This window comes from Streptomyces spectabilis (genome assembly GCF_008704795.1).
GTDB classification, from domain to species: domain Bacteria; phylum Actinomycetota; class Actinomycetes; order Streptomycetales; family Streptomycetaceae; genus Streptomyces; species Streptomyces spectabilis.
Genome location: NZ_CP023690.1, coordinates 7,452,019 through 7,466,952 on the forward strand (window position 1 = coordinate 7,452,019; position 14,934 = coordinate 7,466,952).

The 14,934-nt window shown below is 71.4% G+C and carries 14 protein-coding genes; 10 read left to right on the forward strand and 4 right to left on the reverse strand.

All coding sequences use genetic code 11. The annotated features are described in order from the left end of the window. Positions 1-37 precede the first annotated feature (37 nt). The 8 genes from CP982_RS32485 (at position 38) to CP982_RS32520 (ending at position 7,220) form a co-directional block, all read left to right on the forward strand. On the forward strand, positions 38-295 hold the full coding sequence (locus CP982_RS32485) for a thiamine-binding protein (protein ID WP_150513709.1): 258 nt from the start codon (positions 38-40) through the stop codon (positions 293-295). Further along, positions 295-657, forward strand: a complete 363-nt coding sequence (locus CP982_RS32490; RefSeq protein ID WP_150513710.1) for a helix-turn-helix domain-containing protein — start codon at positions 295-297, stop codon at positions 655-657. Before CP982_RS32485 ends, CP982_RS32490 begins: the two co-directional genes overlap by 1 nt. A gap of 124 nt (positions 658-781) precedes the next feature. Further along, positions 782-1,339: a 2-oxo-4-hydroxy-4-carboxy-5-ureidoimidazoline decarboxylase gene (gene uraD / locus CP982_RS32495; RefSeq protein ID WP_150513711.1), complete on the forward strand. Its 558-nt coding sequence runs from the start codon at positions 782-784 to the stop codon at positions 1,337-1,339. A 6-nt stretch (positions 1,340-1,345) separates the two neighbouring features. After that, the gene (gene uraH / locus CP982_RS32500) at positions 1,346-1,753 is read left to right on the forward strand and encodes a hydroxyisourate hydrolase (protein ID WP_150513712.1); all 408 of its coding nucleotides are present in this window, start codon (positions 1,346-1,348) and stop codon (positions 1,751-1,753) included. Between the two features lie 2 nt (positions 1,754-1,755). After that, positions 1,756-2,688 carry a factor-independent urate hydroxylase gene (pucL, locus tag CP982_RS32505; protein ID WP_150513713.1) on the forward strand — a complete coding sequence of 311 codons (933 nt, stop codon included), beginning with the start codon at positions 1,756-1,758 and terminating at the stop codon, positions 2,686-2,688. 64 nt (positions 2,689-2,752) lie between these two features. Further along, positions 2,753-4,150, forward strand: coding sequence for a nucleobase:cation symporter-2 family protein (locus CP982_RS32510; protein WP_150513714.1), 1,398 nt, complete (start codon positions 2,753-2,755; stop codon positions 4,148-4,150). Between the two features lie 48 nt (positions 4,151-4,198). Beyond that, entirely contained in the window at positions 4,199-5,587 is a 1,389-nt protein-coding gene (locus tag CP982_RS32515) for an 8-oxoguanine deaminase (protein ID WP_150513715.1), read from the forward strand. Positions 5,588-5,870: 283 nt separating this feature from the next. Next, entirely contained in the window at positions 5,871-7,220 is a 1,350-nt protein-coding gene (locus tag CP982_RS32520; RefSeq protein WP_221515348.1) for a nucleobase:cation symporter-2 family protein, read from the forward strand. Positions 7,221-7,314: 94 nt separating this feature from the next. Here the strand turns inward: CP982_RS32520 and CP982_RS32525 are convergent, their stop codons facing one another. Beyond that, positions 7,315-8,163: a chitosanase gene (locus CP982_RS32525; protein WP_150513717.1), complete on the reverse strand. Its 849-nt coding sequence runs from the start codon at positions 8,161-8,163 to the stop codon at positions 7,315-7,317. 375 nt (positions 8,164-8,538) lie between these two features. Here CP982_RS32525 and CP982_RS32530 point away from each other — a divergent pair, with 375 nt between their 5' ends. After that, entirely contained in the window at positions 8,539-9,183 is a 645-nt protein-coding gene (locus CP982_RS32530) for a DUF4360 domain-containing protein (protein ID WP_150513718.1), read from the forward strand. A gap of 99 nt (positions 9,184-9,282) precedes the next feature. On the opposite strand, the gene CP982_RS32535 is transcribed toward CP982_RS32530, so the two are convergent. Then, a complete protein-coding gene (locus CP982_RS32535; RefSeq protein ID WP_150513719.1) occupies positions 9,283-11,481 on the reverse strand; it encodes an alpha-N-acetylglucosaminidase in 2,199 nt (732 codons plus the stop codon). A 262-nt stretch (positions 11,482-11,743) separates the two neighbouring features. On the opposite strand from CP982_RS32535, the gene CP982_RS32540 reads away from it, so the two are divergent. After that, positions 11,744-13,561, forward strand: coding sequence for an alpha-L-fucosidase (locus tag CP982_RS32540; RefSeq protein ID WP_150513720.1), 1,818 nt, complete (start codon positions 11,744-11,746; stop codon positions 13,559-13,561). Here CP982_RS32540 and CP982_RS32545 read toward each other — a convergent pair. Together CP982_RS32545 and CP982_RS32550 are read right to left on the reverse strand one after the other, a co-directional pair. Beyond that, positions 13,530-14,354 (reverse strand): GNAT family N-acetyltransferase, encoded by an 825-nt coding sequence (locus tag CP982_RS32545; RefSeq protein ID WP_150513721.1) that lies wholly within the window; start codon positions 14,352-14,354, stop codon positions 13,530-13,532. The genes CP982_RS32540 and CP982_RS32545 overlap by 32 nt on opposite strands. Then, positions 14,351-14,929 carry a TetR/AcrR family transcriptional regulator gene (locus tag CP982_RS32550; protein ID WP_150513722.1) on the reverse strand — a complete coding sequence of 193 codons (579 nt, stop codon included), beginning with the start codon at positions 14,927-14,929 and terminating at the stop codon, positions 14,351-14,353. Before CP982_RS32550 ends, CP982_RS32545 begins: the two co-directional genes overlap by 4 nt. Positions 14,930-14,934: the final 5 nt, after the last annotated feature.

The window sequence follows — 14,934 nt, forward strand, 5'->3', positions numbered from 1 at the left end:
CTGCCGCAGATTCCGGAGTCCGAAGTAGGTTGAGGCCGTGCGATTGAGAGTGGAGTTCACGACCGAGCCCTTCGACCTGGACGAGGCACCCCCGCACGCGGTGGTCGCCCGCGAGGTGGTGCAGGGGGCCGACCTCGACGCCGTGGACGTCGGCCCGTTCGGCAACACCGCCGAGGGTGACGCGGACGCCGTGCTCGCGGCGGTCGACGCGATGCTGCGCCGGTCCCTGAAGGCGGGCGCCACCCGTGTCTCGCTCCAGGTGAACGTCCTGGGTGCCGGAGAGGGGGAGGGCTGATGCCCGGAGCGGGCGACGATCCCTTCGTCACGGCCGTCAAGCCGCTGGTCGACGCCATGGGCGGGCGGATGCTGCCGCCGGGTGACGCGGGCCCCGACGACGTGGTGCTCGCGTGGGAGGGCGTCGACGTGGTCGCCGTGCGCCTGCCGCAGCTCGCGGAGTCGCTCGACCACATCCTGCTCGCCCTGGAGCGCAAGCACGGCAAGCCCCTCGCGGAGCTGGACCGCAAGGCCAAGCAGGAGGTCGTGCGGATACTCGAGGCGCGTGGCGCGTTCTCCGTCCGCCATGGCGTCGAGACCGTGGCCACCGCGCTCGGGGTCTCTCGTTTCACCGTCTACAACTACTTGAACCGCTCCACCTGAAGCCCCAGGTCACCAGCGAATCCTCGGCAGTAACAGCAGGCCGCCGTCCGTTCACCGGGCGGCGGCCTTTGTTCATCGAAGTTTTCAACAAAGTGTTGACGTCTAGTTTCGGACGGCGTTAGCTATGCGCAGCCCGTCCAGCACAAAGGCCCCGGAGGCCCCCGTGACTTCGAGCACCAAGACGCCGGGCCTGGCCCGGTTCAACGCCCTCGACGAGGCCGCGGCCCGCACCGCACTCCACGAGGCCTGCGCCTCGACCGCCTGGGGCGACGCGCTCCTCGCCGGGCGCCCCTTCACCACCGCCGACGCCCTGTACGCCGCGAGCGACGCCGCCACGGCCGAGCTGACCGCGGCCGACCTGGCCGAGGCGATGGCGGGGCACCCCCCGATCGGCCGCCCGAAGCCGGGCGATCCGACCTCGTCCCGCGAGCAGCGGGGCATGGCCGGAGCCTCCGCGGAGCTCAAGGCCGAGATGCTCGAACTCAACCTGGCCTACCAGGACAAGTTCGGCCATGTCTTCTTGATCTGCGCCACCGGCAGGACCGGGGAGCAGATGCGGGACGCGGTCAAGGACCGGATCGACAACACGCCCGAGCGCGAACGCGAGATCGTCCGCGCCGAACTGGGCAAGATCAACCGGATCCGCCTTGCCCGACTCGTCGACGTCGTTGAAGAGGACTGACGCAGCATGAGCACAAGCACCACGGCCTCGGTGTCCACCCACATCCTGGACACCTCGGTCGGCCGCCCCGCCGCGGCCGTCGCCGTGCGGCTCTCCGCCCGCGGCGGGGGAGCCGCGGACTGGCAGGAGCTCGGCGGTTCGCGCACCGACGCGGACGGGCGCTGCAAGGACCTCCCGGCCCTGCCGGAAGGCACCACCCACGTGCGCCTCGACTTCGCCGTCGAGCCGTACTTCCTGAGCAAGCAAGCCAAGCAAGCCGAGGCGCAGCAGGACGCCCCCGCGAATCGGGACAGCGGTGCGGATAGAACGTTCTTTCCAGAAGTACTGATTACGTTCGCCGTCAACCCCGGCGAGCACTACCACGTACCGCTGCTGCTCAACCCGTTCGGCTACTCCGTATACAGAGGGAGCTAGCGATGCCGACGATCCTGGGACAGAACCAGTACGGCAAGGCCGAGAACCGGGTCGTAAAGATCACGCGGGACGGCGACACCCACCACATCAAGGACCTGAACGTCTCCGTCGCCCTCTCCGGCGACCTGGACGACGTCCACTACAACGGCTCGAACGCCAACTGCCTGCCGACGGACACCACGAAGAACACCTGCTTCGCCTTCGCCAAGGAACACGGCATCGAGTCCGCCGAGCAGTACGGCATCCACCTCGCCCGGCACTTCGTGGACAGCCAGCCCTCCATCCACCGGGCGCGCATCCGCATCGAGGAGTACTCCTGGGAGCGCATCGCCGCCTCCGACAGCAACTCGCAGTTCATCGGAGCCGACGAGGTCAAGCACTCCTTCGTGCGCAACGGCCGGGAGACCCGGCTCGCTCAGATCACCTACGACGGCGCGCAGTTCGAGGTGCTCAGCGGTCTGAAGGACCTGACCGTCATGAACACCACGAACTCGGAGTTCTGGGGCTACATCAAGGACAAGTACACGACGCTCCAGGAGGACTACGACCGCATCCTCGCCACGTCCCTCTCGACGTGGTGGCGGCACAACTGGACCGGTGACGAGCAGCGCGCGCCGAGCTGGAACAAGTCCTACGAGCAGGCGAAGAAGCACATCCTGCACGCCTTCGTGGAGACGTACTCCCTCTCGCTCCAGCAGACGCTGTACCAAATGGGCTCGCGGGTCATCAACAACCGCAGCGAGATCGACGAGATCCGCTTCTCCGCGCCCAACAAGCACCACTTCCGTCAGGACCTCTCCTTCTGCGGCCTCGACAACGCGGCCAAGGACGGCGCGGTCTACTACGCCGCGGACCGTCCCTACGGCCTCATCGAGGCCACCATCCTGCGCGACGGTGCCGAGGCCAAGATCCCGGTCGACATGACCAACCTCTGACGCGGGACGCGCGCCCCGCCCGCCCGCAGGGGCGGGGCGCGCCACACCGGAGGGAACGACAGCTATGGCACAGCCTGCCGAAGGGCCGACCGACGGCCCGTGTTCCACCCCGCCGGACGCATGCCACCCGGTGGATGAGAAGCTCCACGCCTCGCGGCTCGTCCCCGCCGCGCTCCAGCACATCGCCGCCATGTACGCGGGTGTCGTCACCCCTCCGCTCATCATCGGCCAGGCCGTCGGGCTCGACGCCGCCGCCCAGACCCGGCTGATCGCGGCGAGCCTGCTCATCGCCGGACTCGCCACGCTCCTGCAGACGCTCGGCGTCAAGAACGTCGTCGGCAACCGGCTGCCGTTCGTCAACGCCGCCTCCTCCGCGGGCATCGCGCCGATGCTCGCCATCGCCGAGAACAGCTCCACGGGCCACCAACTCCCCGCGATCTACGGCGCGGTGATGGTTGCCGGGCTCTTCTGCCTCGTCGTCGGGCCGTTCTTCGGGCGGCTCCTGCGGTTCTTCCCGCCGCTGGTCACCGGCGTCGTCATCACGCTCATCGGCGTCACGCTGATGCCCGTGCCCGTGAGCTGGGCGCAGGGCGGGGACAAGGAGGCCGCCGACTTCGGCGACATGCGCTTCCTCGCGCTCGCCGCGTTCACGCTCGTCGTGATCCTGCTCTTCCAGCGGTTCGCACGGGGCTTCTTCAAGCAAGTCGCCCTGCTGATGGGCCTGTTGATCGGCACGCTCGCGGCCGTCCCGTTCGGGCTCGCCGACTTCTCGTCGCTGAGGTCGGCGCCGGTCGCGGCCCTGCCCACGCCCTTCGCCGCCGGGGCGCCCGAGTTCGACGCGGCCGCGATCCTCTCGCTGTGCATCGTGATGCTCGTCCTGATGACCGAGTCCAGCGCGGGCATGCTCGCGCTCGGCGAGATCTGCGAGCGCAGGACCGACGGCGCCACCATCACCCGCGGCCTGCGCACCGACGGCATCGCCACCCTGGTGGGTCCCGTCTTCGGTGGCTTCCCGACCTCGGCCTTCGCGCAGAACGTCGGCGTGGTCTCCCTGACCCGGGTGCGCAGCCGGTACGTCGTCGCCGTCGCGGGTGGCGCCCTGATCGTGCTCGGCGCCTTCCCCGTGCTCGGCGCGGTCGTCAGCCTCGTACCGATGCCGGTGCTCGGCGGCGCGGGCATCGTGCTCTTCGGCTCCATCGCGGTCAGCGGCATCCGCACGCTGTCCGAGGCGGGCCTCGACGACAGCTCCAACATCGTCCTGGTCGCCGTGGCGCTCGGCGCGGGCATCATCCCGCTCGCCGCGCCCACCTTCTACGCCGACTTCCCCGCCTGGGCGCAGACCGTGCTCGGCTCCGGCATCAGCGCGGGCGCGCTGGTCGCCGTCTCGCTGAACCTGTTCTTCCACCATCTCGGCACCCGTGACAGCGCGCGCAGCGAGGTCGCGGCACTCAAATCTCCCTAGGGTCCTGCCGTGCCCGATTCACCGCCATCCACCCGAGAAGGACGCACCATGGCACCTTCGGCAGCCCCGCAGCGCACCGTCATCGAGAACGTCGCGATCGCAACCGTCGACGCGGAGGACACCGAGTACGCCTCCGGTCACATCGTCGTCGCCGGGAACCGCATCGAGTCCATCGGCGCGGGACCGGCCCCCCAGGGCCTGGAGCACGTCGTACGCCGTGTCGACGGCACCGGCCACCTCGCCACGCCCGGCCTCGTCAACACGCACCACCACTTCTACCAGTGGATCACCCGCGGCCTCGCCACCGACCACAACCTGTTCGACTGGCTGGTCGCGCTGTACCCGACGTGGGCGCGCATCGACGAGGACATGGTGCGCGCCGCCGCGCGCGGCTCCCTCGGGATGATGGCCCGCGGCGGCGTCACCACCGCCATGGACCACCACTACGTGTACCCGAAGGGCTCCGGCGACCTGTCCGGCGCCATCATCGGGGCGGCCCGCGACATGGGCGTGCGCTTCACCCTCGCCCGCGGCTCGATGGACCGCAGCGAGAAGGACGGCGGGCTTCCGCCGGACTTCGCCGTGGAGAGCCTGGAGGGCGCGCTCGCGGCCACCGAGGAGACGGTCGAGGAGCACCACGACGCGTCCTTCGACGCCATGACGCAGGTCGCCGTCGCGCCCTGCTCGCCGTTCTCCGTCTCCACCGAACTCATGACGCGGGGTGCCGAGCTGGCCCGCCGTCTCGGTGTGCGACTGCACACGCACGGCAGCGAGACGGTCGAGGAGGAGAAGTTCTGCCACGAGCTGTTCGGCAAGGGTCCGACCGACTACTTCGAGTCCACGGGCTGGCTGGGCGACGACGTGTGGATGGCGCACTGCGTCCACATGAACGACTCCGACATCGCCGCCTTCGCCAGGACCGGCACGGGCGTCGCCCACTGCCCGTCGTCCAACGCCCGGCTCGCGGCGGGCATCGCCCGCGTCCCCGACATGCTCGCCGCCGGGGTGCCCGTCGGGCTCGGCGTGGACGGCACCGCGTCCAACGAGTCCGGCGAACTCCACACCGAGCTGCGCAACGCGCTGCTCATCAACCGTCTGGGCGCCCACAAGGAAGCCGCCCTGAATGCCCGTCAGGCACTGCGTCTCGGCACCTACGGAGGCGCCCAGGTCCTCGGCCGCGCGAGCCAGATCGGCTCCCTGGAGGCCGGCAAGCTCGCCGACCTGGTCCTGTGGAAGATCGACGGCATCGGACACTCCTCGATCGCCGACCCGGTCACCGCGATCGTCTTCGGCGCCGCCGCGCCGGTGACCCTCTCCCTCGTCGACGGCGAGCCGGTGGTCGAGCACGGCCGCCTGCTGAAGGTCGACGAGGACGCCGTCGCCCGCGCCGCGCGGGACGAGGCCCGGCGACTCGCGCGCATCGCCGCGGAGCACTGACCGCGCGGGCGAGCGCAGATGTCCGGCTGAGGGGGACGGCCCTCAGCCGGCGCCCGTGGACCCGAGCGGGGTCCGCGGTCACAGTGGCCGGGGGCGCGCACACGGTGCGCGCCCCCGGACCCTCACCTCCCACCTGCTCCACTGCACCACCTCCCTGACACCCGCGTCACGCGGTGACGCGTAACCGACCGGAGGGTCCGCCGTGGCCAAGCCAAGCCTTCGCAAGGACGCAGCGCCCGTCGCTGCGCAGCACCCAGTCGACGAGCGCCTCCCGGCGCTCAAGATGGCCACCACCGGCCTCCAGCACGTCGCCGCCATGTACGCGGGCGTCGTGGCGCCGCCCCTGATCGTCGGCGCGGCGGTGGGCCTGTCCGCCACCGAACTGACCTTCCTCACCGGGGCCTGTCTGTTCACCGCGGGCCTGGCCACGTTCCTGCAGACCCTCGGGGTCTGGAACATCGGCGCCCGCCTTCCGTTCGTCAACGGCGTCACCTTCGCGGGCGTCGCGCCGATGCTCGCGGTCGTGGACTCCACCAAGGACAAGGACGACGCGCTGCCCGTCATCTTCGGCGCGGTGATCGTCGCCGGGATACTCGGCTTCGTCGCGGCCCCGTTCTTCTCCAAGGCGGTCCGCTTCTTCCCGCCCGTGGTCACGGGCACGGTCATCACCCTCATCGGCATCTCCCTGATGCCGGTGGCCTTCGGCTGGGCCCAGGGCCCGAATCCGGCGGCCGACGACTACGGCTCGCAGAAGTTCCTGGCCCTCGCGGGCATCACGCTGGTCATCGTGCTGCTCCTGCGCCGGTTCACCCGCGGCTTCGTGAAGCAGATCGCGGTCCTGCTCGGCCTGGTCCTCGGCACCCTTGTGGCGATCCCGTTCGGCGTGACGGACTTCGACCCGGTCAAGCAGGCGGACGTGGTCGGCTTCCCGACGCCGTTCCACTTCGGCGCCCCGCAGTTCACGGCGGCCGCGATCCTCTCCCTGTGCGTCGTCATGGTCGTCTCCATGACGGAGTCCACGGCCGACATGCTCGCGCTGGGGGAGATCGTCGACCGCCCCGCCGACGAGAAGACCATCGCGGCCGGCCTGCGCGCCGACACCCTCGGCTCGGCGGTCAGCCCGCTGTTCAACGGCTTCATGTGCAGCGCCTTCGCGCAGAACATCGGCCTCGTGGCGATGACGAAGATCCGCAGCCGCTACGTCGTGGCGACCGGCGGCGGCTTCCTCGTCCTGATGGGCCTGTGTCCGATGGCGGCCTCGCTGATCGCGGTCGTGCCCCGGCCCGTGCTCGGCGGCGCGGGCGTCGTCCTCTTCGGCTCCGTCGCCGCCAGCGGCATCCAGACCCTCGTCAAGGCGGGCCTCGACAAGGACAACAACGTCCTGATCGTCGCGGTGTCCCTCGCCGTCGGCCTGATACCGATCTCGGCGCCGGAGTTCTACCACGCGTTCCCGGAGACCGCGAGGATCGTCCTGGACTCCGGCATCTCCACCGGCTGCGTCGCGGCCGTGGTCCTGAACCTGCTCTTCAACCACATCGGTGGAGGCAGGGACGCGGACGAGGTGACGGCACCGATGGAATCCGGCGGTGACATCGCGGAGACGCGGGCCGTCTCCAGCCCGTCCGGCGCCTGAGGACGAGGCGCCGCGAGGAGCGCGGGCACGGCGCGGGGCGCGCACGGCCCCCCACGGGCCCTGCGCACCCCGCGCCCCGGCGGTGGGGCGGTGCTCAGCGGTCGATGCGGTACGACTCGCCGTACACCTTCCAGGCCAGCGGCGGGTCCAGGTTCAGGTTCTTCTTGGTGAGGAAGACGCGCTGGGCGGTGTCCACCCGGCTGGTGTCCTCGTGGGCCTCCTCCTGCTTCATGGCCCAGACCCGGGCGTCGAGGAAGGCGTGCAGGTACTTCACCTCGTCGCCGCCCTGCGCCGGGGGCTTCGCGGTGCGCAGGGCGCGCTTGCGGATGTTGCTGAAGCTGGTGCTGTCGCCGCCGTCGCCGTGCATGACGATCGCGTCGTAGTACGCGAACTGCCCCAGCGCGCCGATGCCGTCGGCCTTGCCCCGCTTGACGGCCGGGTTGAAGTAGACGCGGTCGCGCTCGTCGTTCTGGGCCTGCTGGAAGGCCGGGTCCTTGGCGGCCTTCTCCCAGTCCTTGGTGTAGTGGGGGTCGAGGCCCGCGTGCGAGTCGGAGCCGTTCACACGGCGCAGCGCGGGCAGGTACTTCTCCAGGACGTTGCCGGGCTTGCGCGCGGCGTACAGCTCGACGAGGTCGAGCATGTCGCCGGTGCCGGAACAGAAGCCGATGATCCCGGCGGTGTAGCCGCGCTTGTCACCGATGTCCTCGATGTACTTGTACTGCGCCTTCCAGTCGAGCGAGGAGTTCTCCGCGCTCGCCACCAGCTTCATGGCGATCTCCTTCTTCGCCGGGTCGTCCAGGCCCACGGCGGCGCGCGGCGCGGGGGCCGCGCCCGCGGCCTCGGTGGCTGTCAGGGGCCCCGCTATCAGGGCCGCGCCTATCAGACCGACGACGGCCCGGCGGGTGCTGGTGCTGGTGCGGTGGGGGGTGGGGTGGGAGTGCAACGGAACCTCCAGAGGGGGAGTTCTTGGTGCCGTGTGCGGGTCGCGTTTTGTTAGGAAGGTTTCCTACCAGAAATCGGAGATGACGTATACCCGTCAAGCACGACCGGGTGCGGGACGGGGTGCGCGCCTCAGAGGGCCCAGGAGCGCGCTCGTACATGGCCGGTCATCGCCCTAGTCGCTGCTCACGCTGGTCCGTACGATCCCAGCACCCTCAGCCTCCGCTCATCGCACGCCGACCGGTCGCCGACCCGTGAGCGGACCCGTGCGATGGCTGAGTCAGTTCCTCCCAGCACACGCTCCATCCCCCACCTCGCGGCGGCACGCCCTGCGTGCGTGCCGCCACGGGCCGAAGCACTCGATGGGAGAACCACGAACATGTCCGCTGCACTCCTCGCGGGTGGCGCCCTCGCCACCCTGCTCGCCGCCGGTCTGCCCGCTCACGACCCGACCGACTTCAGCGAACCGCCGCCCGACAAGATCGTGATCGAGGTCGCGACCGTGAACGGCTCCGGTTGCCCCAGAGGCACGGCCGCCGTCGCCGTGTCCGAGGACAACACCGCCTTCACCGTCACCTACAGCGACTACCTCGCCCAGGCGGGCGGCAGCTCCGCCCCCACGGCGTTCCGCAAGAACTGCCAGCTCAGCCTGATCGTGCACGTCCCGCAGGGCTTCACCTACGCGATAGCGAGCGCCGACTACCGCGGCTTCGCCTCCCTGGAGCGCGGCGCCAAGGGCACCGAGAAGGCGTCGTACTACTTCCAGGGCTCGCCGGACACCGGCGCCAAGTCCCACTCCTTCTCCGGCCCGGTCGCCGACAACTGGCAGGCCACCGACGAGACCGAGGTCACCCAGCTGGTCTGGGCGCCCTGCGGCAAGAAGCGCAACTTCAACATCAACACCGAGCTGCGCGTGGACATCGGCACCTCGGACCGCACCAAGACCAGCTTCATGACGATGGACTCCACCGACGGGGCCATCAGCACGATCTACCGCGTGAAGTGGAAGGAGTGCCCGCGCTGACCGAGCCCGGCTGAGGTGCTGACCAGCTGACAGCTGGTGAGGGGGCCGTGCCTCCGGCGGGGACGACCGCCGTCCGGAGGCACGGCGACGGGTCCCGCGTCAGCGGGTCCCGTCGAGTACGTCGCGCACCTTCTTCGCGATCGCGTACGTGTCTCCCGCGGGGGTCACGGCGAGGCGCCCCGGCTCGCGGAGCCACTGGTCCTCCAGGGCGAACCAGTCGACGGACCGCGGCTCGCGGCCCTCGTCGAGCGCGTCGCGCAGCTCGTCGAAGTACGTCGTCCAGCGCAACCGGTACAGGCCGCCGACGAGGCCCGCCCACTCGCGGTTGGCATAGTCCTTCAGGCCCGCGTCGGCCCCGGCGCGCGGGCCCCACACGGTCACCAACGACAGCTGGTCGTAGGCGAGTTGCTCGCGCTCGCGGTCGTCGGCGCCCCAGGCGCGGGCGTCCGCAACCCACCGCCCGAGCAGCTGGCGGCCGTCGGTCGCGGCAAGCCGGTCGAGCAGGTCGAGCAGGCGCAGCCAGGTGCGGGTGAGCCGCTCGAAGCGGGCGGTGTCCCGCGCGTCGTACGCCGCCTTGACGCGGGGCAGCAGCACCCGGCTCCGGTTCGACAGGGCCTGCCGCGCCACGTCGAGCAGGTCGCGCCGGTACGCGGCCGAGCCGCGCAAGTCCCGCCGCACCCGCAGGAGTTCGTCGAGCGCGGGCTCGAAGTCGGCGGCCGGGTAGCGGAGCTCCTTCGGTGACCACGAGGCGGCGGAGCGCACCGTGAGACCGGGGCGCGCGCCGAAGAGGCCGTCGGCGCCCTCGGCCCACGAGTCGGCGCGGGTGGTGCCGTAGCAGGTGCGCCGCAGCACGTCCCAGGCGCGCGCGGCATGCGGGTCGGCGCCGCCGTACCGGCTGACGGCCCACTGCGCGAACCACTCCTTCAGGTCCAAGTCGCCTTTCCGCCAGGCGAGTTCGGAGAACAGCTCGAAGGCGGCCGGGTTGTTGTCGGCGGCCTCCGGCAGCAGCGCGATGCCGCGCAGGGCGCTGCCGTCCCTGGTGCGCCACCGCTCGTAGAGGTCCGCCCAGTCGGGCGTGTTCGCGCCGAGCGCGGTGTGTCCGCCGAAGTTCCAGATCGAGCCGAAGGCGTACGGCGTGCCGCCCCAGTCGGCCTCGCGGTCGGTGACGTGCGGGAAGCGGTCGGACAGGCCGTCGACGACGAGCATGCGGTCCTTGTCGACGGCGTCCACGAGGGCCTTGGGCGGGTTGTGCTGCCAGCCGAGGATCACCCACAGGGCGTCCGGGTGCGCGGCCCGCAGCGCCCGCTCGACGGCGCGGGCGGCCTCGCCCACCGGCACGTCACCCGGCTTCCCGCCCTCGTGGAGCAGGTCCATCTTGTACATCGTGGACGGTCCGAGCAGCTCGTCTTGGACGCGGTAGTAGGCGGCGGCGACGTGCGCGAAGGCGTCGGTGCGCGGATCCAGCCAGTCGGGGCGCGCGAAACCCACCCAGTCGCCCTGCGGCACGGTCCGCGCGCCCGGGTTCCGCTCGGCGAAGTCCGGCGGGACGGTGCCGAAGTACCCCGGGAACACGGGTGTCATGCCGAGCGCGCGCAGCCGGTCCGCGATGCGCCGCCCGAGCCGGGCACGCCGCTGGAGGAGCTGCCCCGACACCGGGTGCGGGAAGGCCGCCATGTTCTGGAGCAGCCACCACGGCTGGTGCGCCGGCCCCGGCACCCAGGCCCGCAGCTCCTCGTCCCCGTACCCGAACTCCTGGAACACCCGGTGGTGGACGGCGTCGGCGCCCGCGTACACCAGGACCTCGTTGTAGCCGTGCAGGGCGAGCACGTCGATCTCGCGCTCCCAGTACGACCAGTCGTGGTACGCGTTCGTGTAGCCGTCGTTGGTGTCGTTGAGGGCGAACCGGTGCGGGGTGTTGGCCCGCCCGGTGAGCGGCGCACCGGGCGCGGGCAGCAGCTTCGGCAGGTCGAGCTGGTGGCCCGCCCAGGTGATGTTCGCGCGGCAGACCTGCTTCAGGTAGTGGTACAGGCCCCTGAGGTGGACGGCCGGGGTCGGCCCCGCCACGGTGACGCGGCCGCGCGCCCCGGTCACGCGGTAGGAGTCCGGGGCCCCGGACGTCTCGAACGCGAGCTGCTCCGCGTGCCGGGGCAGCAGCCGCCGGGCCGCCGCCGCGGCGCTCCCTGGCTCCCCGGGCGGCACCGCGGCGCCGTCGGCCGCACGCCCCCCGGAGCAGGCCACTGCCGTCCCGGCCGTACCGGCGAGGGCGGTGAGCAGAGCGCGACGGGGCAGCTGGGACATCGGGGCTCCCGAGGTCGGACGGGCGTTTCGCACACCGAGATGACTCCTGCCCCGCCCACCCCCGCTCCCTAACCCATCGTCAGCCACTGGCCGGACCGCAGGAACTGTGCCGCTGCGACGGGAGGTGCGGAGCGGGCCAATCATCGGAGCGAAGCGCGGTTCGTGGCGCGATTGCTGCCACCGGGGCCGTGTTTGGCCCATTGACATCCGATGTATCCGCTCCTACGTTCCCGAGCGTCCCGTAGACGAACAGGAGCCGCTCATGCGACGAAGAGTGACCGCACTCGCCCTGCTCCTCACCGCCACCGCCCTGCCGCTCTCCGCCGTCGGGCCCGCGCAGTCGGCGCCCGGCCCCCAGCGGGCCGCGGGCCCCGGCACGGACCACGCCGCCGACGACCCCTTCACCGCCGACCGCACCAACTGGTTCCGCCAGGACCGCTTCGGCATGTTCATCCACTTCGGCGCCTACTCGAACCTGGAGGGCGAGTATCCGCGCCCGGACGGCACCGTCTGCCGCAACGCCGAGTGGATCAAGCGCCAGTGCAAGATCCCGACGGCCGAGTACGAGCGCCGCGCGCGGTCGTTCGACCCCGCCGACTTCGACGCCGGGGCCGTCGTGAAGGCGGCGAAGGACGCCGGGATGAAGTACATCGTGATCACGTCCAAGCACCACGAGGGCTACGCCATGTGGCCGACGAAGGTCAACTCCTGGAACCTGCGCGACCATTCGTCCTTCGACAAGAACCGCGACATCCTCGCCGAGCTGAAGCGGGCCGCCGACGCGGCGGGCGTCAAGCTCGGCTTCTACTACTCCATCTGGGACTGGCACGACCCGGACTTCCCGGACCCGGCGACCTTCCCGAAGTACGAGAAGCGGATGTACGCGCAGCTCAAGGAGCTGGTCGACACCTATGACCCGGCGCTGCTCTGGTTCGACGGCGAGTGGGACACCGAGGACCCGCACAACCCGTGGACCGCCCGCGACGGCGAGCGCCTGGAGGCGTATCTGCGCGGCCTGAACCCCGACCTCGTCATCAACAACCGCGTCGGCAAGCGCCGCGTGGTCGACGGCGACTACGGCACGCCCGAGCAGGAGATCCCCGACGCCCCGGTCGACGGCCAGCTCTGGGAGTCCTGCATGACCCTGAACGACCACTGGGGCTTCGCCCGGTACGACCGGAACTGGAAGTCGGGCCAGGCCCTGGTGCGCAACCTCCTCGCCACCACCTCGCGCAGCGGCAACTACCTCCTGAACGTCGGCCCCGACGCGCGCGGCCGGGTCCCGCAGCCGTCCGTGGACCGGCTGAAGGAGATGGGCACCTGGCTGCGCACGGCGGGCCAGGGCGACGCGGTCTTCGGCGCCCGCTACGGCGGTCTCGTCGAGGAGCCGGACTGGGGCACGGTCAGCCGCAAGGGCGACACCCTGTACGCGGCGGTCACGCGCTGGCCGGGCGCGGGGCAGCCCCTGCACCTGAGGGCGCGTACGGACTTCGCGGTCAAGTCGGCCCGGGTGCTCGGCAGTTCGCAGCGGGTCACCGTCACCGCGTCCGGCGACGGCTACGACCTCACACCGTCCGGCGCCGCGACCAACCCCACGGCCACCGTGATCGCCCTGAAGGTCGACCCCGGCCGCGCGGCCCGCCCCGGCGACGGCAAGGGCCTGAAGCAGGAGGTCTTCGACAACGCGGAGCTGTCCGGCGCCCCGAAGGTCACCCGCACCGACCCCGCGGTCAACCACTCCTGGAAGTACACGGGTTCACCGCACCCGTCCGTAGCCGCGGACCGGTTCGGCGTGCGCTGGACGGGCTCGGTCGAGCCGCGCCGCTCGGAGACGTACACGCTCACCACGGTCTCCGACGACACCGTGCGCGTCTGGATCGACGGCGAGTTGGTCATCGACTCCTGGAACCCGCACGAGCCCAGGGTCGACAAGGCACGGGTGCGGCTGGAGGCGGGCAGGCGGCACGCGATCCGCGTCGACTACGCGGAGCAGACGGGGGAGGCCCATATGAAGCTCCTGTGGTCCAGCCCGAACCAGCCGCAGGAGGTCATTCCCTCGACGCAGCTGCGGACACGCTGACCAGGGCGTACTCGGTGAACGTGCCGCAGGCCGCGAAGCCGAGCGCGCGGTAGACGGGCTCGCCGTCCGGTGACGCCTGGAGGACCGCCGTCCGCAGCCCCGCGTCGCGCCCCGCGTGCAGCGCGGCGAGCGTGAGGGCGCCGCCGTAGCCGCGGCGCCGGTGGGCGGCGAGCGTCGAGATGTTGTAGATCCCGGCGACACCCGCGTGCAGGAAGGCCTCGGCGGTGCACACCGGCTGCCCGTCGGCGTACCCGATCAGGTAGCGGGCGGGGGAGTCGGCGGCGAGCGCCCCCTCGGCGACCGCCGCGTAGAACTGCCGGACCGTCGCCGCCGGGGGATCCCAGTTGGCGGCCAGGACCGTGGCGTACGCGTCGAGTTCGGCGGCCGTGGTCACCGGCCGGATCTCCAGGCCGTCCGCGTGCGCGGGCGGCGGCGCCGCGCCCAGGTCGAGCCACATGCCCGTCTCGGCCTCGGACGCGGGGAGCCCGGCGGCGGCGAGCCGCGCGCCGAGGTCACCCGGTGTGGAGGTGTCACCCACCCACCAGGAGAAGGTGCGCCCGGTGCCGGTCAGCTCCTTCACGGTGGCCGCGATCCGGGCGTCCGCGCTCTCCTCGGTGAACCGCGCCGCGGCGACGATGTTGAAGGTGTCGTCGTCGATGCCGCTGTCCGCGACGACCAGGTCCCCGTGGTCGGTGACGCGCGCTCCCGGCAGGTGCCGGTGCAGGTGCCCGGCGTGGGCGGCGAGGTTCCGCTCGGCGGCGGCGAGCGCGTCCGGCCCGTCCGGCCCTGTCACAGCCCCTCCAGGACGGTGTCGACGGTGGTCACCAGGGCCTTCCGGTCGTCCCGCACGCGGGCCAGGACCCGCAGCCCGTAGTACGTGCTCTGCACCAGGCGCGCCACCTCGCGCGGGTCGCGGTCGGCCGGGATCTCGCCACTGGCCTGCCCGGCCCTGGTCACCGCGCACACCTCGTCCTCGACGCGGTCGAAGCCGCGCCGCACGGCCCGGCGTACGTCGCCGTCGAGACCGGCCAGCTCGATGGCCGCGTTGATGGCGAAGCAGCCGCGGCCGTCGTCCGCGTCCAGGTCGCTCTCGACCGAGTGCAGGATCATCGCCCGCAGCCGCTCCTTGGCGGTGCCGGGGCCCTGGAGGCGCTCGATCTGCGCGGCGGTGACCGTGTCGTAGTAGCGGTCGAGGGCGCGCAGATACAGCTCGCGCTTGCCGCCGAAGGTGTTGTAGAGGCTCGACGGGCCGAGGCCCGTCGAGTCGCACAGGTCGCGCGTCGACGTGCCCTCGTACCCGTGGCGCCAGAAGGTCTCCATGGCCGCGGTGATGACGCGGTCCTCGTCGAACTGTCGTGGCCTGGCCATGCGCC